Here is a 23,374-nt window from a genome sequence, read left to right on the forward strand (position 1 = left end):
TCCTAACTGACAATAGCGTGGTTTGCAGATTCAGGATAACAAGCCACTCCGTCCGTTGTTACGATTTTTCTGAATTCTTCTAATAGGTCGTTTGTAACGATTCCTGGTTTGCCGCCGCTAATTTGGCGGCCATCAACATCTATTACAGCTATGACTTCTACTGCTGTACCAGTTAAGAACACTTCATCCGCTACATAAACATCGTGACGAGTGAAAGGAGATTCTTTTACTTCATAGCCTTTCGCTCTTGCCACATCAATGATAGCGTTTCGGGTAATTCCTTCCAATGCTCCTAAATAAACAGGAGGAGTATATATAACTCCATTCTTTACAATGAAGATATTGTCAGCTGAACCTTCTGTAACATATCCTTGATCATTAAGCATTAAAGCTTCTTGAACACCAGCTTGATTGGCTTCTAATTTAACAAGGATGTTATTTAAATAATTTAATGATTTAACTTGTGGACTTAGTACATCTGGCCGATTTCTTCTGCTGGCCACTGAGGCAATTTTGATACCCCGTTCGTAAAATTCTTTAGGATACAGTGCTAATTGTTCTGCGATAATAATTACGCTGGGCTTTGGGCAGGAGGAAGGGTCCAGTCCGAGATTTCCTTTACCTCGTGAAACAACTACACGTATATAGGCGCTGTCCAGTTCGTTTTTTCTGATCGTATCGACAATTAGTTGTGTCATCTCTTCCTGAGTAAAAGGAATATTCAGCATGATGGATTGTGCTGATTCGTACAGTCTTTTAAGGTGGGCATCGAGTCTAAAGACGTTTCCGCTATAAACGCGAATGCCTTCAAATACTCCATCTCCATATAAAAATCCATGGTCAAAAACTGAAACTACAGCATCCTCTTTCTTGACAAATTCACCGTCAAGGAATATCCATTGACTTCCCAACCTAACCACTCCTTTTAGTCATAAAACGCTTTAGATAGTTAAAAAAAGATTGTAAAAAAATATCCAGCCTATTCTCCTATTAATGGGAGTACCATTGGCATGTTTATTTATGAGAATATTTAATACAAATTATATTTTCAGTTATCTTACACCCAATCTAATTCTTGGTCAACATAAAAATCTGACAATTCAAATAAATTAGAAAAGTTGATAGCGTTTTCATTATTGTTAGATTAAGGTTGGAGGAAAAAAAGAATAGTAAAAAAATTTTTTTTGAGGGGAAAAAAGAAGAGTGAAAAGAACAGATTTCACGTGGGGATTCTACTATAGTCAACTTAAAAAACTGACTGTATAACTCTATAAATCTGTAGAAAGGAAACGACATTAGTTTTTCACAATACTAGTTTTTCGTATTTGCACTATCTAATTCTTGCTAAGTATTCGTATACTTCACGCAGGTTTTTATAACCCATTGTTTGGGCTATCTCTAAAGAATGAGCCCAAATATGGGCAGTCATTATTGCATCCCCAAGTGCGTGGTGCCGATTGATTATCTCAATTCCACGCTCCAGGCACACATCTTCAAGTGGTAAGGATTGAATCATTGGATTTGATAAGCGGAGTAAGAATGAGGTGTCTATGATTCGATGCTCGAATCTAGTTTTTAATAAATCCCATGTCATTTTTTGCATGAAAGACTGTTCGTGCTTAGCATGGTGGGCAACAAGGGCATGATTTTTTACAAACTTTAAAAATTCTAATAAAACTTCTGAAGCGATTGGTGCGTTCTGTAAATGCTCTTCTTTAATCTTGGTTAATGCAGAAATTTCTTCTGAGAGTGGGATGTTTGAATTTACAAGAGAATAGAAGGTTTCTGTTTTCAAAATTTGCTGACCCTTCATTCTGATTGCACCAATAGAGATGATTTGGTCACCTTTTTCAGGATAGAAACCCGTTGTTTCTAAGTCAAACACAACCACGTTTAATTCTTGCAAAGGTGTTTCTAAGCAGTTGTTTTCTTTCATTTCCTTTTGAATTTGTCTAAGAAATGAGATGTTCTGCAAGTTTGTCTTCCCTTGGACACCTGCATAAATATTGGAACCAAGTTTACCCGACATCTGTCTGAAAAATTGAATCATATCATTCATTCCCATTAGTTCTCCTCCTTTTCTATTAAATTTCTGACATAACGGTAAAGGTCCGTACCATTTTTTAGTATTTCTTTTATTTCTTTCTTTTGCTCTTTTGTTAGGGAAGTCATGGGAAGATAATGGCTATTTTCATAGTTGTCAGGTTTTGAAAGTGTGAGACGAAAGTTTAGTAATTTTAAAAACTGCTTCTTATATAATTCTCTCTTAATAGAAGGCAGTTCATATTCAGATAATCTTTCCAGACGTGAAAGAGTAGTGGTTTCAAGTATATTCCCTTTTATAGCTAATAGACGAATTGCATTTACATAAGGAAAAAGAGCTTTTTCCTTTATATTTAGGGAACCTGAATGCAGCCCATGTGTTTCCACTAGTATTTGTCCAAGGACGCCAATTCCTTTTTTTAGATAAAGAGTATTATTGAGAGCCTTTTTTAAAAGCTTCTCATTATGGATAGTCTGATAAACCTTTTTCTTTAAGTTTTCTAGAAATTCAGGCTCACCATAAAGGGATCGTCCATCAATAAAAATTAATAACTGTCGAATACATTCCCAGCTTGAGTCGAGGGACCAGCTTTCTAATTGCAGGCTCCATTGTGATAGTGATTTACACCATAAGGGATTACTTGCCATAACAGCTCCATCACAATATTCATATCCTGATAGGTGCAATCCCAATGAGATTTCTTTCCCTAATGTTAAAAAATACTCCTGTATTTCTGTGCTTTGCTGCTGATAAATAATACCATGATCCTGATCACTCCAGAGCGATTGCTCAAACCGTCCAGCGCTGCCCATCATAAAAAAGGTAAAAGGGCAGGGGATGGGGCCATATCTATCTTCCATTTGTTTAATTGAGACTGTGATTACAGAATGGATGATTTTATCATGAAGCTGGTTTAATTGAATATGATTGCGAGAAACCCAAATGCTTTGACTATCTCGGAATCTTCTAATCTCTAAGTAGGTGTCCATTCATCCATTTCACCCCTTCAATAATAGGTAACACCATCCCTTTTTCAACATGAAAGGGGATGGTGATTGTATAGTAGAATTTAAGCGTTTAGCTTTGACTCGATTGCCGTTTTTTCTACCTTTACCATTTCAGGGTAACCATAGCTTCCATGCTCGCTCATGTCAAGACCGATAATTTCTTCCTCTTCTGTAACGCGCAGGCCATTCATGACTGATTTCATAATAGTAAGGAGGATAAAGGAAACGATAAATGCAAAAGCGCCGCTGCTTACAACTCCTAATGCTTGAACACCAAGTTGGTGTAAGCCGCCTCCGTAAAATAATCCTGGCTGACCGACCGTTGCTAATTCTGGTGTAGCAAATAATCCAGTTGATAATGTTCCCCATACACCAGCGGTACCGTGTACGGATAAGGCTGCAATCGGATCATCAATTTTTTTGCTTTCAAAGAAGCGAATGCTATAAAATACAAGTAATCCTGAGATGAAGCCAATAAGAACGGCTGCCCATGTATCAACAAAGGCACAAGAAGCGGTAATAGCAACTAAGCCTGCTAAAGCACCATTTAACATCATCGGTACATCTGCTTTACCCATTACCATCCAAGAAATGATCATCGCTGCGATAACACCTGCTCCAGCGGCTAAATTTGTGTTAATTGCAACAAATCCAAAGAATGCGCCGTCAACGGATACTGTACTTCCAGCATTAAATCCAAACCATCCAACCCATAAGATTAAAACACTTAATGCTGTAAATACTTGGTTATGTCCCGCTAGATTGTTTGCAGAGCCATCTTTATTATATTTACCAATACGAGGCTTAAGAATAAGGGTAGCTGCTAATGCTGCCATGGCTCCTGTTAAATGCACAACTGTTGAACCAGCAAAGTCTTGCTTACCATGTTCTGCTAACCAGCCGCCGCCCCAAATCCAATGGGCAATTGGCGGATAAACAATTACTGAGAATAATACGGCGAATACGAGGTAGGCTCCTAGTTTTGCTCTTTCCGCAAAACCGCCAAATGCAATCGTTAATGATATACCCGCAAAGGCTAATTGGAATAAAAAGAATACGGAACCGGAAAGTGCTAAGCCTTCCACCTCATATCCAGAGTAGAAGAAGTCCGAGAGACCGATTAATGGGTTTCCTTCGCCAAAGATTAAACCATATCCTACTGCCCAAAATATGATAGAAGAGATACCAAATGTAAGTATCGTTTTCCCTGCGATATGTCCGGCATTTTTCATTCGAGTGGATCCAGTTTCGAGAAGGATAAATCCTCCGATCATTAGAATGACAAGTATTGCTCCAACCATTACCCATAAACTGTTCATTAAGAATAAAGTATCCATCATTTCTCCCCCTTTAATTTCATGTTAATTTTCTTAACATTCGGTGTATTTGTATTTTTACATGGATTTGGAATGGTTTCTACAAACATGTGAGGTTTCCTAACATGGTTTTTAAAAAAGTGAAGGTGAAAAGGTTCTTTTCCTAACCTAGAGGTTTGTTAGATTAGAGGATAATAGGAATTTACTAACGTTTGTGGAATATTTTTAAACAAGGTTTTGTTGAAAGATAATGTCTATTTTAACCACTTGTTGATTTTCGTTTCAGGCACGAAGATCCTCGAAAATGCTATCGCATTTTCTTCGTGCGGTGCTAATTCACTGAAGCAAATTAAATGTCCTGCGGGAGAAGCGAGACAGGCGAGACCCCGCAGACACGCAGTGTCGAGGAGGCTCGGCGGTCGCCCGCGGAAAGCGAAGTGCCTGGAATGGAAATCAACAACCAAGTAACAGAGCGAAAAACAAAAAACCATCCTCTGGTTAAGAAGATGGTCCTTTTCGTAATCCGAATTGTGCATTTAATTGTCCCTGTATCATCTTTCTTCTTAAATCATCTTGATTTTGCTTCTTCTGAGCTCGCAGCATTTCTTTTCTAATTTCGTGTGTTTGTACGCCGTCTTCAATTTTGTTGGCGATTTCCACTAATAATTCAACATCAGCAAAGGAATATTTCCTGCTTCCACCAGAGGATCTTTCAGGAAAGATTAATTTTCTTTCTTCGTAATAGCGAATTTGTCTCTCTGAAAGACCAGTCAGGTCTCTAACAATTCCAATTGTGATCACTTTTTTATCTTTATAAGAAAAATCATTAGCCATTTTTTCTTTTCACCACACTCTTTTATAATTAGGTAGTATTAATATAAATTATGTTAGTTTTCCTTACATTGACTGGATTTTGATGCATGCTGTAAGAACTTTTGAATTGAATACTGTTATCTTTTAATGGGGAATGTTTTTTTAAAGATATATTGTAGTTCACTTAGAGTGAGGGAAATAAGTTCATTGTCAGAATCTTTATAGTGACCAGATTCAATTAATCTATTAATGTAAAATAGTCTAAGTGTTTCGACTCCTTTACGCAATTGATTTGACATAACATATTCTCCTCCTTACTGATTTTGTACTTCCCTTATAAGTTCATGCGCACGTGAGCCCAGCTTTTTCATAAGCTCTTCAAACAATTCATCGCGTAACTTATCCAGCTTTAGAATTTGCTCAGCTAACTTAATCTCATTACTCTGGTACATGCCGCTTCTCCCCTTCTAAACTGTATGTAATGTAAAAGTTAACGGAATTTTAAAACTTTGTCAGTGTTTGTGTTAGAAACACTGACAAGATTTTTTAGACTTTAATAGAAAATCTAACAAAAAAGAGAACCAGGCTCACATCGGCTTGGTTCTCCCTTTTCCCTAGTACTCTCCATCGAATGGAGTGAATGGGAAATTAAATCTTCTTTCGACTTGACGAAGACGTTGATTAACACGCTGCAAACGACGTTGAAGCTGGTTTACATCACGTTGAAGTTGATTGATTTCTCTTTCTTGGCGCTCATTTTGTCTTTCAAGTTGATTTACTCTTCGTTCTAGCTGTTGTGGTTGTCGATCAGGATCATACTGGTCATATTGGTCTTGTTGTAAATACGGACCTTGCTGTGCATACGGATCTTGCTGTGCATACGGATCATACATGTTGTACTCATTCTGAACTGGTGGTGCTGGGTAATAGCCATAAGGATACATTGGGCAACTCTCCTTTTTGTTATAATACCCTATAGATTATGTAGGTATATGTGGAGAGTGTGGGCAAGTGCCTAGTTAAAATGAATACATTATTAAAATTATCAAAACCAAAATGATTATTATCTATTCAATACTATTTTCATATTGTTTTTTTAGCGTATTAAAATAGTAAATTAGTAAAGTGTTGATAATAAAAGATTGAATATGAAAGCGAAAAAAGTTATAATCGTTATATTCTAAAAATTATAAATGTTTTAAAGATTAACTCATAAAAGTATAATAGGGGGATGGGAAAATGAAGAAGTTTAAACTTTTTACAACGTTCTTGGTCATGGCATTTATGTTAATTCTTACTGCTTGCGGCTCGAGTGAAACTAGTAGTAACGGCGGGGATTCTGATAAAGAAAAGGAAAAGAAAACTCTCCGTGTCGTAACGGATGCAGCTTATGCACCGTTTGAATACCTGGATAAAGGCGAGATAGTTGGATTTGATATTGATATAGTTAAAGCGGTGGCAGAAGAAGCAGGCTATAAAGTTGATATTGCGAATACAGGATGGGACCCAGTATTCCTAGAATTAGAGAAAAAAATTGCGGATGTTGGTGTTTCTGCGATTACTATTAACGATGACAGAAAGAAAACCTATGATTTTTCTGTGCCTTATTTCTTATCAACCAATAAGATTATGGTTCCAGAAGGCAGTGATATCAAAAGTGCTGAGGATTTAAAGGACAAAACGGTTGCTGTTCAAAACGCAACAACCGGTCAGGAAGCGGTCGAAGGTCTTCTTGGTAAAAATAGCAGCCAAATAAAAAAGTTTGAAAACAATAACTTAGCCATCCTTGAGCTTAAGGCTGGTGGAGCGGATGCAGTTGTTGCAGATAATACAGTAATCGAAGAATATGCAAAAAATAATCCAAAAGACAAGTTTGTTATTATTGAAGATAAAGACGCATTTGCACAAGAATTTTACGGACTAATGTTCCCTAAGGGCAGTGCATTAAAGGCAGAATTTGATAAAGCGCTAAATGAACTGTTAGATAACGGTACGTATGCGAAAATTTACAATGAATGGTTTAAAGTAGATCCAGATGTACAAATTCTAAAAGATCAACAATAAGAAGAAAAATTGCGTAACTCTTTTATACTAGAAGTTACGCAATTTTTGGTTTAATACCTAGTCTTACATAATTTAACAGAGGGTCAACGTATCATTAGGGGGATTATTATGGATTTTCAATGGGATATTTTAGTAGAATACGCACCCTTTTTTCTTAAAGGGACGCTGCTGACAATTGGACTATCGTTAGCTGGTATTTTAATCGGGACAGTACTTGGATTGTTTATCGGATTAGGAAAAATGATGAAAAATAAATTTCTATCATTTCCTTTTAGCGTTTATATCACTTTGTTCCGCGGTACACCAATGCTCGTACAAATTATGTTAATTCATTTTGCGGTAGTACCACTATTTACAGGGGGAACAAATGGTATTGCTGCAGCTATTCTCACGTTGTCATTAAATTCTGCTGCATATATCGCTGAGATTTTTCGTGCAGGCATACAATCGATTGATAAAGGGCAGATGGAAGCAGCCCGTTCTCTTGGAATGACACATGTACAAGCTATGCGTTATGTAATCCTTCCACAAGCGTTCAAGCGGATGATTCCACCGTTAGGTAATGAATTTATTGTCTTAATCAAAGAATCATCACTTGCTTCATTAGTCGCAGCCCCAGAATTGATGTATTGGGGACGAGCCATGCAGGGTCAGTATTTCCGCGTATGGGAGCCGTATCTTACAGCAGCACTAATTTATCTAGTCTTAACGCTTTCGTTAAGCTTCTTATTAAGCCGTCTTGAAAGGAGGCTGTCAACCGAATGATTGAAGTGAAAAATTTAAAAAAATCCTTTGGAACAAATGTAGTACTTAAAGATATTAATGTAAAAGTTAAGCCTCAGGAGGTTGTGGTTGTTATTGGACCTTCTGGTTCAGGTAAGTCCACTTTCCTCCGGTGTATTAACCTCCTGGAAAGTATTACGGATGGACATGTCTATATTGAAGGAACTGATATCACCGATAAAAAGTCTGATATTAATAAGGTACGGGCCGAAGTGGGGATGGTATTTCAGCAGTTTAATCTTTTTCCTCATAAAAAGGTAATTGAAAATATCATGCTTGCCCCAATGAAAGTAAGAAATACTTCTGCCGCGGAAGCTAGAAAAAAAGGCTTAGAGCTTTTAAGAAAAGTAGGATTGGAAGATAAGGCTGAAGCGTATCCTGATTCCTTATCAGGCGGGCAAAAACAGCGTGTGGCGATTGCTAGAGCGCTGGCAATGGAACCGAAAATCATGCTGTTTGATGAACCAACTTCAGCACTCGATCCCGAAATGGTCGGAGAGGTTTTAGAAGTTATGAAACAACTGGCCAAGGAAGGAATGACGATGGTGGTTGTCACCCATGAAATGGGGTTTGCTAAAGAAGTGGGAGACCGCGTCATTTTTATGGATGGCGGGCTCATCGTCGAGGAAAATACGCCAATTGAATTATTTGACCATCCAAAGGAAGATAGAACCAAAGCCTTTTTAAGTAAGGTTTTATAAAAACAGGGAGGCATGATGCCTGCCTGTTTTCGCTATTTTTTACTATCAAAATCAAAAATGTCGACAATCTTGTCCGCTTTTATTCGGTTTTGACAAAGCCTAAATGATTGATTAAAGAATTCTTCTACATCAAAAGGAGATGCAGGAATTTTGATTTGTACGGTCGTGGAGCCGAACATTTGCTTGAAATAAGCTTTTCTTAAATCGTTTTTCCCGTCTCGTTTCAAAGGCTTGTACATCCACACAATATGGGGGATTCCATCAATTTCGTCAATCACTCGCAGCTCCGCTGCTGTGGTTGATTTATTATGTATGTAAATAACTAAATAATAGTTGTTATTACGGTGCCAATCGATGAATAGAAAATAATAGCTAGTACCGGTATCAATCGCAGTAACTTCAAAACCAGCTAAGGTTTGTTTACCATTTGTCCATTGATGGAATTGAGGCAGTGACCCATTGACTGTTTCCATTTTTGTAATTTCGTAAGCAGCTGGCCTTGATTTTTTTATCAAATCTGCCAATGTAACAGCTTCATCCTTATTCAAAATAAATGCCCCTTTTCGTAGAATGATTCCATTATACTTCTTAATTGGATATAAGTAGAAGCCTGCTTATCTAGGGCATTGTATTCAAATTGAAATATAACTGATACGTAAATTAAAAAATCGTTTGGTAGAATCGGTATAATTGGGACTAAAAATAAGTACATCGTTCGAATTGTATAGAGGAATAATTCTGCCTCTTTTCCATATGAATGCATAGAAGTGGTGGTATTGGAGGGACGAAAAATGACGTTGGAAAGTCAGTTAATCAAAAAATCATATTACCAAATGTATATAAATGAACATGAAAACGTACAACCGATACGTGTGCTAGGTGACGCCTATCAAGAAGAGATACAAAAAGATCTGCCCGATTTAACATCGATACGCTTTGCGCAGGGAGAGATTTATTTCCACAATCGTGATTTTGAGGCAGCTATCTTTAAATGGGAAAACATTGTGGGAGAACTTGAACTCTGGGCTAGGAAAAATATTGCCGATGCCTACTATGAAACAGGTCTACTCTCAAACGCTGAGGATCTTTATCTATCAATTGATACCAATAACCTTACCCTAAAGACAGAAGTGGCTTTACAGCTATTTTCACTCTATATTGACCGGGGAAAGCGTGAGGAAGCCGTTGAAATCATTAAAAGAACGATCGATTCTAACCCGGATTATCCTAATGTGACTACAATAGCCCGTGCTTATTTTGAAGAGCAGCAGGATTGGGATCATGCCATTGAACTTGCATTGAATGAAGCAAGGCGGACAGGTTCACTTGAATGGTTTGAGACAGTGAATGATTATGTAAAGAAAGGTGTTACAAAAAGTTTTAGTCCAAATTATTTTTCACAAGGACTATTTGAATTATTTAGCCTTGACCGGAAAACTTTTGAAGAGCTTACAGCGTCCCTTTGGAACAGCTACAGCAGTGAAGAGTCCTATTTTACATGGTTAAAAGAGGTAAATCACCTGCTTTTCAATCTTGATATTAATCGAAACATTCATTTTCAATTGCTTTCAAATCTGCATTACGAAACGTATTTTGGTTTAATAAATGGAAACTACAGTATAAAAACACTAGAAGATTTTGTACCTGATCTATTAACAAACTGGCTGCGCTTATCAGTACCGAAGCATGCTGTCTTAGCATCGGCAGCTGTATTGTCATGGAATGAATTATTTCCAACAAGTATTAGTATGTCAATTGTCAGTGAAGCTGAAAATCTTATTAGCGAAACAGAAGGTCATATTGATGAATTAGAAGAGTGTATTAATCTCTTTGAAGCGATTATTAGTTGGGCGAAAACACAGGATATGGGTGAAAATAACCACTTAAAATGGCTGGTTTCACAATTGAATGATTTTGACACGCATCACCTGTTTGTTACCGGATTAAGCGGCAGCGGAAAGTCTGCTTTTATTAATAGTATTCTGGGTGAAGAGATTCAGGATAGCCCCACTTCGTCACTCGTAATGTTTAAAGATTTTGAGGACTTAAACATCTATGAAATAACCGATCAGGAAACCGTGCAGCTAGAAGACTTCACACAATTTCAAGAGCGGATGGATCGACGCCGGAATGCACTAGAATCAATAATTGAATTTCAACAGCCATTCCCATTTTTATATGAACAGAAGCTTGCTTTAATCGAAACACCTGGTCTAAAAGGAAGCCATCAGGACCGCGGCGAATTACTGCAATACCTTCAAATGGCAGATAGTATTTTGTTTGTCTTAGATGCGAATTCTTCGTTTGGTGATAAAGAGAAGGGTGTTCTTACACAAATGCTTGAGCTTGCTCCTGATATACCAGTACACTTCCTTTTAAACAAGATGGATACGATTGTCAATGAACAGGAAGCTATTAGAATCTTTGAGGAAACTAGTTCGAAAATTCAATCATATTTACCTGAGGCTCAAGTATTGGCCTTTTCTGCTAAATATGAAAGAGGCCAGCAATTAGTTGAATTAAGGAGCTTTATTCAATCTATAAAAGATACAAGAAACATATCTGATAAACGTCTGGCAAAGCTTTTATACTTTATCCGAACAACTATTTCAAGGCTGCTGCAAAAGAGAATTGATGTTGAGAATCAATTAATTGAAGCGGTACGCTGGAACGAAGAAGTGGTGATGAAGTTAAATGGTGCGCTTAACCAATTAAAAGACACTGAATCGCAAACGACAAAGGCAATAAAAAGGTCTTACCAAGGTATCAAGGAATCCATCAAGAATGAAATTACCAGTGCTGTCCCGAAAATTCTTCAAGAATGTTCAGAGTTAGTAAAGGAAGACAGCAACTTTAGTACGATTCATATAGAGCTTAATGATGTAATGAATGATAGACTTCAAGATTACTTAGAGAGAGAATTAATGCCGAAATATTATTCAGCACTACAAGGATGGATTAATAACGGTAAAGAAGAATTTGAACAAGGACAGGAATTTTTATATGAGATGGCGGAAGGCTTAAATAGTTTATATGGTGAAGAAAGAATTAAAATAGAATGCGACTTTAAAGTGCTTGATGATTGGTGCCGCGATACGGATAGGATGACGAGCAGGTTCCAACTAGAAAAGGTAAATATTTTACTTCGGAATACGCCATCACAATTCCTGTTGAAAAGTGCGGGAAAACTATTTGGAGCGCTTACTCAAAATAAAGCGATGTTATATAACAAATACAAAGCGTTTGTAAAAAATGATCAATACTCAGAAACAACTGAGGTCGTTATTGAACGTTTCTTCCAACAATTTGAGCTTTTTGAAAAATCATTAGAACGAGACATTACGATGTTCTTCAGACAGCCAACGAATATACTCCAGGCTGCGAGCGAAGAATCAGTGTCTCAAATATCCACAAATCAAGAGATATTGAAAAAAATGAATACAAACCCGGAAATGTTCCGTGATCCATTGACACTCTTTGAAGTTAGACTGCGTCAATTTGAATGGACTACGATTGCAGGCAAGGGTGTACAGACTATCTATTAACAGTAAAGGGTGCCTCCTAATTGAGGCACCCTTTACTGTTATACAAAAGCAGCAATAATAATTCCCATAACTGTCAAAGCTACGATATGGTAGCCGGCACTAATGAAGAATAAAGTGTAGTTCCTGCTTTCAAAGAAGGTAGGGGATAATTCTCTGAATGAAGCAATAAGTCCAATTAGAAATCCGAATAAAGCTCCATCTAAGATGGTTACAGTATCCAATAATTGAATAAACAAAGAAAGGACTACAGCAGTAAAAATGCCGCCAAGGGTGGTTAATCCATACCCAACGTAGGCTCCTTTCGGATCAATATCCTCCATTTTCTTACCAAGGGCTTTCACCCATATAGCTGAAAAGAGAATAGGTGAATACCAGAGTGCACCAATCACCATGTTTGAAGCAACAGCTAAGATTATGGCGAATATACTTATATTTGCAAATTCCATTTCAAACCTCCTTTTATATCCCTTTTTCCTTAAGCAGTTGTAGTAATAAGTCTGGCCGGTTTGTCAGTATTCCATCTGCACCAGCTTCTATAAGTTTTTCCATGGTTTCTGGGTCATCAATCGTCCAATAATGGATATCCATGCCAAGACGGTGAGCTCCATCAATTAATCTTTGGTCAGTTAAATCAAAGCCGCTGTCTTCGACTGGGATTTGGAAAGCATCAACCTCTGGTACATAGAGATTTCGTAAAAGAAATTTATGTGTGACAACGAAGTTTTTAACTTCTTGTCTGCCAGCTGAAGTGGCTGTACGGCCTTTTGCATACTTTTCAAATGTATTAAGAATATCTTGATCAAAGGAAGCAATAAGAATCTTTTTCTCCATTTGGTATTCTTCAATCAGGTTCCATAATTTAGAAGCAATTTCCTCTATTCTTTCAGGAGGATTGTCATCTTTAATTTCTATTTCAATTTTTATATCCTTGAAGGTTTGAAATAGTTCTTCAACACTTGGGATATAGACTCCTTTACCCCGATAACTATAGTTACCCTCTAAATCCTTAAAGTGATAACCTGCATCAAGCGCTTGAATTTCTGCCAGTGTAAGGTCTGCTACGTTCCCCTTGCCGTTAGTTGTCCGATCTAAACTGGGATCATGGATCGTAACTAAGTAACCATCCTTTGTGATATGTATATCCGTTTCAAGTACATCTACCCCCATTTCTGCAGCCTTCGTAAAGGCCGTCATGGTATTGGAAGGGGCTAATAACTCACCGCCTTGGTGAGCAATGACCAATGGGCGATTATAATCAAAAAAGCTCTTTTGTTGGATTGGTTTGACTGGAAACAAATTAATAACCAACAGAAAAATGAGTATGGCAGTAATGATCAATTTTAAAGATAGAATGACTGTTTTCTTTTTCTTTCCCTTTTCTAATGTGACATACTGCATATTGCTGCTCCTTTTGCTAATAGCCTTTTGAAAAATCAACAAGATTTACTGAAGGCTGGGCGCCAGAAATATAGTTTTTAAGGTTTGGAAACAGTATATTTTCTATTACCCTTTGATTATAATGCTCAGTGGAACCAGAGGTATGTGGCGTAATAATGACATTTTCCATTTCCCATAATGGACTATCAACAGATAATGGCTCTTTTTCAAATACATCTAATCCAGCACCAGCAATAATCCCCTTCTGTAAAGCAGAAATTAAATCTTCTTCAACTACAATTTCACCGCGGCCAATATTGATAAAGAAAGCTGAGGATTTCATTAGCTCAAATTGTTTGGAACCAAATAAATGGTTGGTTTCTTTCGTTAGCGGCAGGGTAACAACAACATAATCACAGTTAGGAAGAATTTCATCTAATTGAGCTGTGGTGTACATTTCATCAACGAACTCCTGTGGTTTACCTGAATGGCGTACGCCAAGAACTTTCATTCCAAAGGCCTTTGCAATCTTTGCAGCTTCTTTCCCAATCATTCCCACGCCTATAATTCCAACTGTTTTTTCATGCATTTCCAGTTTCATGCCAGAATGATGCCATTTTCTTTCTTGTTGATTTTTCACATATGTATGAATCTTCCTCGTTAAGCTGAGCATTAATGCAAAGATGGTTTCGGAAATAGGATAAGCATGCACGCCATTTGCACTGGTTACAATCACATTTTTAGAAGCAAGGGCCTCAAGAGGTAAGCTATCAACACCGGCACTCCAGGTTTGGAGCCATTTAAGCTTTGAGTGGGGGGAGAGACAATCTTTTTCTATCCCTTTTTTCCAGCCTGCTATGATTTCAGCGTCTTGTAAATGCCCCTGCCAAGTATCTCTATCATTTCCCGCAATGATCGTCCAATCAGGGATAATTTCTTCTATTTGTTCCAAATGGTCCTGTTCTAGTTTATGAGTAATAACGAGTTTTCTTTTTTTCATATTTTTCCTCCAATTGCTCATCTTTTATTAATATAAATAATACCTGAATTTACTGAAAAATGATAATCATTCTAGAAGAAACTGGTTAAATACAGATGATTTCTTATTTCTCTTTCAGTGGTTCTATGCTGATATTTAGTGATACGAAATAAATAAAATGGCCCCAATCTTCGAAATGAAGATTGGTAGTGAGGTAATCCTATGAAAGAACGTTTATGGACTAAATCTTTTATTATGTTAATGGTTGGGAATCTATTTGTGTTTATGTCTTTTCAGATGCTTATTCCTACGCTGCCCCCTTATATAAAATCAATTGGTGCAAGCGGGCTTGAAATTGGTCTTGTTACGGCATTGTTTTCAATCGGTGCTGTGCTCATTCGACCGTTTATTGGATACATGCTTGAATACAAACATAGAAAGCATCTCGTATTAATTGGAGCATTCATTCTTTTCGTTATTACCATTCTATATCCAATCTCTAGCATCGTCGTGGTATTCCTTTTTATCCGTTTTGTGCATGGCCTTGCGTGGGGCTGGTCTACTACTGTGAATGGAACAGCAGCAGTTGACGTCATTCCATTTTCCCGGCTTGGTGAAGGCATGGGTTATTTTGGGCTGTCCAATACCATTGCCTATATTATTGCTCCTAGTCTAGGAATCTTCTTATACAATGTCACTACATTTACAAATCTAATTGTTATTTCCAGCATCTTAGGTTTTATATCTGTAGTGCTGCTTGCACTCGTACACTATCGAACGCCTGAAGCAGTTTTAAAAACAAAAAAAGAGGACCTTAAATTCTCCTACCTTGGTTCATTAGTGGAGAAATCGAGCTGGTATCCTTCTTTAATTACCTTCATTATTTGTCTTGGTTATGGTTCTGTCTCAACCTTTATCGTCATATTTGGAGAAGAAAAAGGCATTGATCAAATCTTTTTATTCTATATTCTTAATGCCATTGTTGCAACAGTGGCTAGACCTATTACAGGAAAGTGGTTTGATGAAAAGGGACCGATTGCAATGGTATTTATCTGTATCTTCGCAACCTTTATTGGACTTTGGATCTTGTCTTTTGCACAAACCAATTTAATGCTTGCCGCAGCGGGAGGATTGTTTGGAATTGGCTTTGGCTGTGCGTTACCGATCTTGCAAGCCTGGACCTTATCCATTACACCCGCAAATCGCAGAGGTGTAGCAAATGGAATGTTCTTTTCAGCGATTGATTTAGGAATTGGCTTAAGCGGATTGATTTTCGGAGCAATAGCACAATTCACTGATACGGCAAATCTCTTCCGAATAAGCAGTTTATTTTTAATTATGGCCGTCGTTTTAACTATGATAGAAGTAAGGAAAAAGAGAGTTACTCCGAAGGAAAGAATTGTATCATAACAAAAGGTCAGGACCTCAAAAGGAAGAGGTTCTGACCTTTTTAATTAATAAAAACTCCCGTATACTTCTATCTGAATTGTCCTCCTATGAATTTAGTAAAATAGGTAAAAAGTTAGTAAATAATTCCTGTAGTAATATTCTAAATATTCATTAATTTTGTTACAATAGGTTAGGGTGAATTTCTTTTTAAAAAAGGGAGGAACAACAATAATGAATATTGGTAGTCTTTTATCTCAAAATGCTAGAAAGTTCCCGGAAGTTTTAGCCATTGAATGTGAAGGCCGCAGTTACACCTACCGGCAATTCAATGAGGAAGTAAACAGACTAGCCCATGGCTTTCTGAAGATGGGAGTACAAAAGGGCGATAAAATAGCCTTGATGATGAAAAACTCAGACCATTTTGTTTTTACCTTTTTTGCGGCTGCTAAAATAGGTGCTGTTGCTGTACCTATAAACTTTCGCTTAACCTCAACCGAAGTTCACTACATATTACAGCAATCAGAAGCTCAGCTAGTTGTTTGTGATTTAGAATTTGAAGAAATCATAACAGATGCTAAAGAGGATAGTGTTAGGACCGTAATTACCATAGGAGAACCCCATACATTAGGCTATCACTCTTATGAAAGCGCTTTATCTAATGAAAAGAAGGAACCAGATATTGAGGTCTCTGATGAAGATGATTTAGAAATTCTTTATACATCAGGGACAACTGGACGACCGAAAGGCGCATTGTTTGATCATAAAAGGATTTTTAATGTAGGAATTTCAGTAACCATTAATATGGGGTTACGTCCACATGAACGTATCCTTCATGTAGCACCACTCTTCCACTCTGCACAGTTAAATCTATTCTTAGTTTCAGGTGTTGCACTAGGGGCAACGCACATCATCCATCGTGATTTTCATCCAGTCAAAACACTTCAAACCATTCAAGAACATAAAATTACTCACTTCTTTGGTGTTCCAGCCATGTTTAATTTCATTCTACAAGTTCCAAATGCAGCAGAATACGATTTATCCTCCATCCGCAGGTGCGGGTATGGTGCAGCACCAATGGCACCTGAGCTAGTGAAAAAGAGTATTCAATTATTTAAAACCGATCAATTTTATAATCTTTGCGGCTTGACTGAAGGCGGACCTGGTGGAATTCTTCTTGATCCAGAGGGGCATAAACTCCACCTTGGCAAGGGAGGAAAACCAATTTTTCTAACTGAGACGCGTATTGTCGATGAACAGGGTAATGATGTTAAACCTGGTGTGGTGGGTGAGTTCATTATTAAAAGCCCTATGGTTATGAAGGAGTACTATAAAAAGCCGGAAGAAACGAAAAGTACGGTAAAGAATGGCTGGCTTTATACAGGGGACCTGGCAAGCATTGATGAGGAAGGCTACATTACCCTTGTTGACCGGAAAAAAGACATGATTATTACTGGCGGCGAAAATGTTTATTCTATGGAAGTAGAAGGAGTCCTTTTCGAGCATCCTGAGGTACTTGACGCCGCTATTATTGGACTCCCTGATGATACATGGGGTGAGGCCGTTTGCGCCATCATTGTACCAAAAGAAGGGGCTGTCATAAATGAGGAGGAGCTAAAAAGCTTCTGCCGTCAGAAGCTCGCGGGCTTCAAAGTTCCAAGAAGAATCTTTATAGAACAACAGCTGCCAAGGAATGCATCTGGGAAAATATTAAAATATCAGCTTCGTCAAAAATTGAATCAAGTCAACGCTTAGTTGATAAGCGGGTAAAAATAGAAAGTGAGGTTCTACAAAATGAAGCATCCTTATTTAACCGGAGACCATGAGATTTTTCGTAAGTCATTAAGGAAATTTTTAGAGAAGGAGGCCGTCCCGTTTTATGAACAATGGGAAGAAGAGAGAATGATTCCGCGCTCCTTATGGAGGAAGATGGGAGAACAGGGATTCCTTTGTCCAGATTTAGATGAGAAATATGGTGGCAGTGGTGTGGATTGGGGCTTTTCTGTTGTGATAAATGAAGAGTTAGAGAGAGTTGGATCTAGTATGGTGGGACTGGGGCTGCATAATGATATCGTGGTTCCTTATATCAATACCTTCGGTAGAGAAGAGCAAAAACAGCGATGGCTTCCCCGCTGTGTAACAGGGGAACTTATTACAGCCATTGCCATGACTGAACCTGGTGCGGGGTCTGACCTCGCGAATATTAAAACGACAGCAAAGCTTGATGGGGACCACTATATATTGAATGGGCAAAAAACTTTTATTACAAATGGGATTCAATCTGATTTAATTCTTGTTGCTTGTAAAACTGATCCTCACGCAGTACCAAAACATAAAGGGGTAAGCTTGCTCCTTGTTGAACGGGATACTCCCGGTTTTTCAAGAGGAAGAAAGTTGAACAAAGTGGGTCTTCATAGTCAGGATACCGCTGAGTTAATTTTTGAGGATTGTAAAGTACCTAAGGAAAATCTTCTTGGTGAAGAAGGTAAAGGCTTCTTATATATGATGGATAAACTTCAGCAGGAACGGCTGCTGGTTGCCATTGCTGCCCAAACTGCAGCAGAAGTTATGCTTCAGGGAACGATCGAATATGTGAAAAGTCGTGAAGCCTTTGGAAAGCCTGTCAGCCAATTCCAAAATACGCAGTTTAAAATTGCTGAAATGGCTACCGAGGTAGAGATGGGGCGAGCATTTTTAGATCAATTAATAGCTGAACATATGGATGGTCAAAACGTGGTGACCAAGGTTTCAATGGCGAAATGGCGATTAACGGATACTGCTAAGAAAATTGCCGGAGAATGCCTGCAGCTTCATGGCGGCTATGGATATATGGAAGAATACGAGATTGCGAGAAGATTCCGTGATATACAGGTTTCAAGTATTTACGCTGGTACAAATGAAATTATGAAAACAATTATTGCAAAAAATCTAGGTTTGTAAATTGGAGGAGATTAGATGACAACTACTATTGGAAAAATTTTCGAATTAACGGTAAAAAGATTTCCGAACAAGGAAGCTATTTTTGACGTTAGGAAAAACGTCCGCTATACGTACAAAGAGTGGAATGAGCAGGTAAACCGGCTTGCCCATGCATTGGTGAGTGAAGGAGTAAAAAAAGGAGATCGTGTTTCTACGTTCATGTTTAATACGGAAGAGCTTGGGACTGCTTTCTTTGCCTGTACTAAGATTGGTGCCATCTTTAATCCAATAAACTTCCGTTTAATGCCTGAGGAAGTGGCTTTTATTCTATCAGATGCAACGCCAAAGGTTGTTCTTTTTGAAAAGGCGCTGGAGCCTGTTATCGCTGCAATCGAAAACCGTTTTGACTCAACCGCCTTTTGGTTTATTGATGAAGAAACACCAGCTTATGCTGAAAGTTATCATGCAAAACTTGCTGGCTCATCGATTGAAGAAATTCAGGCTGATGTGAATGAAAATGATATTTATGCGTTCATTTATACAAGCGGGACAACAGGAAGGCCAAAAGGGGTTATGCATAGCCATCGAAATATGGTAGACCAAAGTATGCTTTGTATTGCGGCCCAAAAGCTGGAACCTGAGGATGTTGGACTTGTTACTGCTCCAATGTTCCATTGTGCCGAACTTCACTGTGCCTTTTTGCCAAGAATTCAGGCCGGAGCACGAAATGTTATCCTCCATCAATTTAATCCTAAAGTCATCTTACAATTAATTCAGCAGGAGAAAATCACGAAGTTTTTTGCGGCACCAACAATGTGGAACATGCTGCTGCAAGAAGATTTAAGTCTGTATAACACGGAAAGTCTCAAGCTTGGTTTATATGGTGCGGCCCCCATGGCACCGTCTCTTGTTCATGCTCTCCACGACCGATTCGGTATCGGGTTAGTTCAGGCATATGGGATGACAGAAATGGGTCCTGCGATTACGTTCTTATCCGAGAAGGATCAGCTTAGAAAGGCAGGATCAGCTGGGCAGGCAGCTTATAATCATGATATTCGCGTGGTTCGTACAAGAGAGGATGGACCATCTGATCCTGATGATATCGTTCCAGTAGGTGAAACAGGTGAGATTATTGTAAAAGGACCATGCATGATGACAGGCTATTTTAATCGGGATGAAGCTACTGAAAAATCGATGTACAAAGGCTGGTATCATTCAGGTGATATCGGTTACCTTGACGCCGAGGGCTTTCTATTCGTCAATGACCGGGTGGACGATATGATTATCAGCGGCGGAGAGAATATTTACCCGCGTGAAGTCGAGGATGTTTTGCATGCGCATGAAGGAGTGCTGGATGTAGCCATTGTCGGCCAGCCAGATGACCGCTGGGGAGAAACTGTTACCGCTTTTGTCGTGAAAAAGGACCCTGCGCTGACAGAGCAGGATCTAGAAGACTATTGTAAAAACAGTGATAGCCTAGCGAACTACAAACGCCCGCGTAAATACGTCTTCTGTGAAGCATTGCCGCGGAATGCTAGCGGTAAGATTCAAAAATTCGTGCTGCGTAAACAGTTGGAAGAACTGTTTACGCAGGGATAATGATTGAAAAGACCGCTGAGTGGTTATCTCAGCGGTCTTTTACTTGCGGATAAGCAGGAATTAGTTGCGGATAAGCAGGAATTAGTTGCGGATAAGCAGGAATTAGTTGCGGATAAGCAGGAATTAGTTGCGGATAGCAGGAATTAGTTGCGGATAGCAGGAATTAGTTGCGGATAGCGAGAAATACTGGCGGATAGCGAGAAATACTGGCGGATAACGAAAATTACTCTCGCATAGCGGATAATACTCTCGTATAGCGAAAATTACTCTCGCATAGCAGAAAACACTCTCGGATAACGAAAATTACTCTCGCATAGCAGAAAACACTATCGGATAACGAAAAATACTCTCGCATAGCAGAAAACACTATCGGATAACGAAAAATACTCTCGCATAGCAGAAAACACTCTCGGATAACGAAAATTACTCTCGCATAGCAGAAAACACTCTCAGATAACGAAAATTACTCTCGCATAGCGGAAAACACTCTCGGATAACGAAAATTACTTTCACATAGCATAAATTTACTCTCGGATACATTGAAAAAAAGGTATAATAAGAGAAGATTATTTAGTAGAAGGGGGAGACGTTTTGTTATTTGAAAAAGCTCAGCGATTACTAGAAACTCATTTTGGTTACTCATCTTTTCGAAATGGGCAGGAGCTGGCAATCCAATCCGTACTAGCTGGAGAAAATACAATTTGTGTTATGCCAACTGGCGGAGGAAAATCAATTTGTTATCAAATTCCTGCACTTGTTTTACCTGGTACCACGATTGTAATATCCCCGTTAATCTCACTTATGAAGGATCAAGTCGATGCCCTCGTACAGGTAGGAATTCCTGCAACTTTTATCAATAGCTCACTAAGTTACAATGAAGCCAATGAACGAATCAGGGAAGCGAAGCAAGGAATGTACAAGCTCCTTTACATCGCCCCCGAGCGCTTAGAATCTCGTGAATTTATCGAGGAATTGCAGCAAATGGAGATTCCGTTAGTAGCAGTAGATGAAGCACATTGTATCTCGCAATGGGGTCATGATTTCCGGCCGAGCTATCGTCATATTAAGCAAATGGTCTACAGTCTTCCTCAGAAACCCAATGTATTGGCGCTAACTGCAACAGCGACGCCAAGGGTTCGCGAGGATATCTGTGAAACACTGGATATCGATGAGGAGAATTCAATTATTACGGGATTTGAACGAGAGAATCTTTCCTTTTCTGTGATAAAAGGTCAAGATAGATTAAACTTTCTTAGAGATTATTTAAAACAGAATGAAAAAGAAGCTGGTATTATCTATGCAGCGACAAGGAAAAACGTTGACCAGCTTTACGAGAGACTGAAAAAAGCCAATATTAATGTTGCCCGATATCATGCAGGAATGGGGGACGCAGAGCGCATACGTGAGCAGGACAGATTTTTAAAAGATGAAGCCTCTGTTATGGTCGCCACTTCAGCCTTTGGAATGGGTATCGACAAATCCAACATCCGGTATGTCCTCCATTTTCAACTTCCGAAAAATATGGAAAGCTATTATCAAGAGGCGGGGCGTGCAGGACGTGACGGACTTGAGAGTGAATGTATCCTGCTATATTCCTCACAGGATGTACAAGTTCAGCGCTTTTTAATTGACCAATCCAGCGACCGGGCACGAATCACACAGGAGCTGGAAAAGCTGCAGCAGATGGTTGATTATTGCCATACTGAAAATTGCCTGCAGGAGTTTATTCTTAAATATTTTGGGGAAATTGAAACTGATTCTTGTGGAAGGTGCGGTAACTGTCTCGATTCCCGCTCAAGTAACGACGTAACGAAGGAAGCGCAAATGGTACTTTCTTGTTTAATCCGAATGGGACAGAGATTCGGCAAAACTCTGACAGCACAAGTATTAACAGGTTCAAGAAATAAAAAGGTAACCGAGATGGGTTTTGACAAGTTAACCACCTATGGAATTATGAAGGAAAAAGGTTTGAAAGAAGTCACTGATTTTATCGAGTTTTTAATCTCTCAAGAATTAATCGCGATTGAACAGGGGCAATTTCCAACTCTGTATGTATCTTCTAAAGGGAAGGACATTCTGCTTGGGATAGAACAAGTCCATAGGAGAGAAAGTGTCAAAGTTAAAGAAATTTCAAAAGATGATCCATTATTTGAAACCTTACGGGAAGTTAGGAGAACAATTGCTGAAAGTGAAAATGTTCCGCCATTTGTTATTTTTTCTGATGCAGCCCTAAAGGATATGTGTGCCAAACTGCCTAAAACGAACGAAGAATTCCTAACGGTAAGTGGAGTCGGGGAGCATAAACTGAAGAAATATGGACTAGATTTTATTCAATCCATCCGAGCTTTTTGTGAAGCACACCCTGAACGCAAAGCTGAATCTGTTGTCGGAGCTGCACCAAAAAAGCCAGCCAAAAAAAAGGCTGTAGGTGATTCCCACCTAGAGACATTCCAGTTTCATCAGCAAAACTTATCCATTGATGAAATAGCTAAAAGTAGAGATTTGGCTATTAGTACTGTAGAAAGCCACTTAATCCAATGTGCTCAGCAAGGTATGGAGGTTGATTTTACACGACTTATTCCGGCAGAATACATTCAATTATTAGAGAAAGCTGTTCAAGAGGCTGGCAGGGATCGACTAAAGCCGATTAAAGAACAATTACCTGAAGAGGTTAGTTATTTTATGATAAAGGGTTATCTATATTTTTTAAGTAAAAAGAATAAGGGATAGTGGTATTTTTAGAAAATTCACAATTTTTTTGTCATCTGCTCTGCTTATTTGTTGATATTTCCCGGGAATTTGTCGATTAAAGTATAAATAGCCGTATGCAGCATACGGCTA

At 38.5% G+C, this 23,374-nt stretch carries 22 protein-coding genes; 10 read left to right on the top strand and 12 right to left on the bottom strand.

Annotation, left to right across the window (positions count from 1 at the left end):
• Positions 1–2: 2 nt before the first annotated feature.
• From ilvE to H0184_RS21850, 8 genes are all read right to left on the bottom strand, one after another.
• Complete coding sequence (ilvE, locus tag H0184_RS21815; protein ID WP_221828404.1) at positions 3–911, bottom strand: branched-chain-amino-acid transaminase; 909 nt, start codon at positions 909–911, stop codon at positions 3–5.
• 419 nt (positions 912–1,330) lie between these two features.
• Complete coding sequence (locus tag H0184_RS21820; protein WP_221828406.1) at positions 1,331–2,065, bottom strand: exonuclease domain-containing protein; 735 nt, start codon at positions 2,063–2,065, stop codon at positions 1,331–1,333.
• Complete coding sequence (locus H0184_RS21825) at positions 2,065–3,033, bottom strand: DUF294 nucleotidyltransferase-like domain-containing protein (RefSeq protein ID WP_221828408.1); 969 nt, start codon at positions 3,031–3,033, stop codon at positions 2,065–2,067. Before H0184_RS21825 ends, H0184_RS21820 begins: the two co-directional genes overlap by 1 nt.
• Positions 3,034–3,113: 80 nt before the next feature.
• Complete coding sequence (locus H0184_RS21830) at positions 3,114–4,388, bottom strand: ammonium transporter (RefSeq protein WP_221828410.1); 1,275 nt, start codon at positions 4,386–4,388, stop codon at positions 3,114–3,116.
• A gap of 477 nt (positions 4,389–4,865) precedes the next feature.
• A complete protein-coding gene (locus H0184_RS21835) occupies positions 4,866–5,201 on the bottom strand; it encodes a MerR family transcriptional regulator (protein ID WP_221828412.1) in 336 nt (111 codons plus the stop codon).
• A 116-nt stretch (positions 5,202–5,317) separates the two neighbouring features.
• Complete coding sequence (locus H0184_RS21840; RefSeq protein ID WP_221828414.1) at positions 5,318–5,479, bottom strand: Fur-regulated basic protein FbpA; 162 nt, start codon at positions 5,477–5,479, stop codon at positions 5,318–5,320.
• A 15-nt stretch (positions 5,480–5,494) separates the two neighbouring features.
• Positions 5,495–5,632 (bottom strand): hypothetical protein, encoded by a 138-nt coding sequence (locus tag H0184_RS21845; protein ID WP_221828417.1) that lies wholly within the window; start codon positions 5,630–5,632, stop codon positions 5,495–5,497.
• Positions 5,633–5,794: 162 nt separating this feature from the next.
• Positions 5,795–6,124: a hypothetical protein gene (locus H0184_RS21850; RefSeq protein WP_396953615.1), complete on the bottom strand. Its 330-nt coding sequence runs from the start codon at positions 6,122–6,124 to the stop codon at positions 5,795–5,797.
• A gap of 295 nt (positions 6,125–6,419) precedes the next feature.
• Between H0184_RS21850 and H0184_RS21855 the strand changes: the two genes are divergently transcribed.
• From H0184_RS21855 to H0184_RS21865, 3 genes are all read left to right on the top strand, one after another.
• On the top strand, positions 6,420–7,244 hold the full coding sequence (locus tag H0184_RS21855; RefSeq protein WP_221828419.1) for a basic amino acid ABC transporter substrate-binding protein: 825 nt from the start codon (positions 6,420–6,422) through the stop codon (positions 7,242–7,244).
• A gap of 108 nt (positions 7,245–7,352) precedes the next feature.
• Entirely contained in the window at positions 7,353–8,009 is a 657-nt protein-coding gene (locus H0184_RS21860) for an amino acid ABC transporter permease (RefSeq protein ID WP_221828421.1), read from the top strand.
• Positions 8,006–8,728: an amino acid ABC transporter ATP-binding protein gene (locus tag H0184_RS21865; protein ID WP_221828423.1), complete on the top strand. Its 723-nt coding sequence runs from the start codon at positions 8,006–8,008 to the stop codon at positions 8,726–8,728. Before H0184_RS21860 ends, H0184_RS21865 begins: the two co-directional genes overlap by 4 nt.
• A gap of 32 nt (positions 8,729–8,760) precedes the next feature.
• Here H0184_RS21865 and H0184_RS21870 read toward each other — a convergent pair whose 3' ends face one another.
• Positions 8,761–9,276: a hypothetical protein gene (locus H0184_RS21870; RefSeq protein ID WP_221828425.1), complete on the bottom strand. Its 516-nt coding sequence runs from the start codon at positions 9,274–9,276 to the stop codon at positions 8,761–8,763.
• A 243-nt stretch (positions 9,277–9,519) separates the two neighbouring features.
• Between H0184_RS21870 and H0184_RS21875 the strand changes: the two genes are divergently transcribed.
• The gene (locus H0184_RS21875) at positions 9,520–12,273 is read left to right on the top strand and encodes a GTPase domain-containing protein (protein ID WP_221828427.1); all 2,754 of its coding nucleotides are present in this window, start codon (positions 9,520–9,522) and stop codon (positions 12,271–12,273) included.
• A gap of 38 nt (positions 12,274–12,311) precedes the next feature.
• Here H0184_RS21875 and H0184_RS21880 read toward each other — a convergent pair whose 3' ends face one another.
• Genes H0184_RS21880 through H0184_RS21890 form a run of 3 tightly spaced genes read right to left on the bottom strand, consistent with a single transcriptional unit; the run spans position 12,312 to position 14,650 of the window.
• The gene (locus tag H0184_RS21880) at positions 12,312–12,719 is read right to left on the bottom strand and encodes a DUF1761 domain-containing protein (RefSeq protein ID WP_221828429.1); all 408 of its coding nucleotides are present in this window, start codon (positions 12,717–12,719) and stop codon (positions 12,312–12,314) included.
• A gap of 13 nt (positions 12,720–12,732) precedes the next feature.
• The gene (locus tag H0184_RS21885) at positions 12,733–13,671 is read right to left on the bottom strand and encodes a glycerophosphodiester phosphodiesterase (RefSeq protein ID WP_221828432.1); all 939 of its coding nucleotides are present in this window, start codon (positions 13,669–13,671) and stop codon (positions 12,733–12,735) included.
• 16 nt (positions 13,672–13,687) lie between these two features.
• Entirely contained in the window at positions 13,688–14,650 is a 963-nt protein-coding gene (locus tag H0184_RS21890) for a D-2-hydroxyacid dehydrogenase (RefSeq protein ID WP_221828434.1), read from the bottom strand.
• A 201-nt stretch (positions 14,651–14,851) separates the two neighbouring features.
• Here H0184_RS21890 and H0184_RS21895 point away from each other — a divergent pair, with 201 nt between their 5' ends.
• From H0184_RS21895 to recQ, 6 genes are all read left to right on the top strand, one after another.
• Positions 14,852–16,039, top strand: a complete 1,188-nt coding sequence (locus H0184_RS21895) for an MFS transporter (RefSeq protein ID WP_221828435.1) — start codon at positions 14,852–14,854, stop codon at positions 16,037–16,039.
• A 210-nt stretch (positions 16,040–16,249) separates the two neighbouring features.
• Positions 16,250–17,770, top strand: a complete 1,521-nt coding sequence (locus tag H0184_RS21900; RefSeq protein WP_221828437.1) for a class I adenylate-forming enzyme family protein — start codon at positions 16,250–16,252, stop codon at positions 17,768–17,770.
• Positions 17,771–17,809: 39 nt separating this feature from the next.
• Positions 17,810–18,955, top strand: a complete 1,146-nt coding sequence (locus H0184_RS21905; RefSeq protein WP_221828439.1) for an acyl-CoA dehydrogenase family protein — start codon at positions 17,810–17,812, stop codon at positions 18,953–18,955.
• A gap of 15 nt (positions 18,956–18,970) precedes the next feature.
• Positions 18,971–20,533, top strand: a complete 1,563-nt coding sequence (locus H0184_RS21910; RefSeq protein ID WP_221828441.1) for a fatty acid--CoA ligase — start codon at positions 18,971–18,973, stop codon at positions 20,531–20,533.
• Positions 20,534–20,536: 3 nt separating this feature from the next.
• Complete coding sequence (locus H0184_RS21915; RefSeq protein ID WP_221828443.1) at positions 20,537–20,680, top strand: hypothetical protein; 144 nt, start codon at positions 20,537–20,539, stop codon at positions 20,678–20,680.
• Positions 20,681–21,124: 444 nt separating this feature from the next.
• Positions 21,125–23,263 (top strand): DNA helicase RecQ, encoded by a 2,139-nt coding sequence (gene recQ / locus H0184_RS21920; RefSeq protein ID WP_221828445.1) that lies wholly within the window; start codon positions 21,125–21,127, stop codon positions 23,261–23,263.
• Positions 23,264–23,374: the final 111 nt, after the last annotated feature.

The sequence above is a fragment of the Neobacillus niacini genome (genome assembly GCF_019749295.1).
GTDB classification, from domain to species: Bacteria; Bacillota; Bacilli; order Bacillales; family Cytobacillaceae; genus Neobacillus; species Neobacillus niacini_D.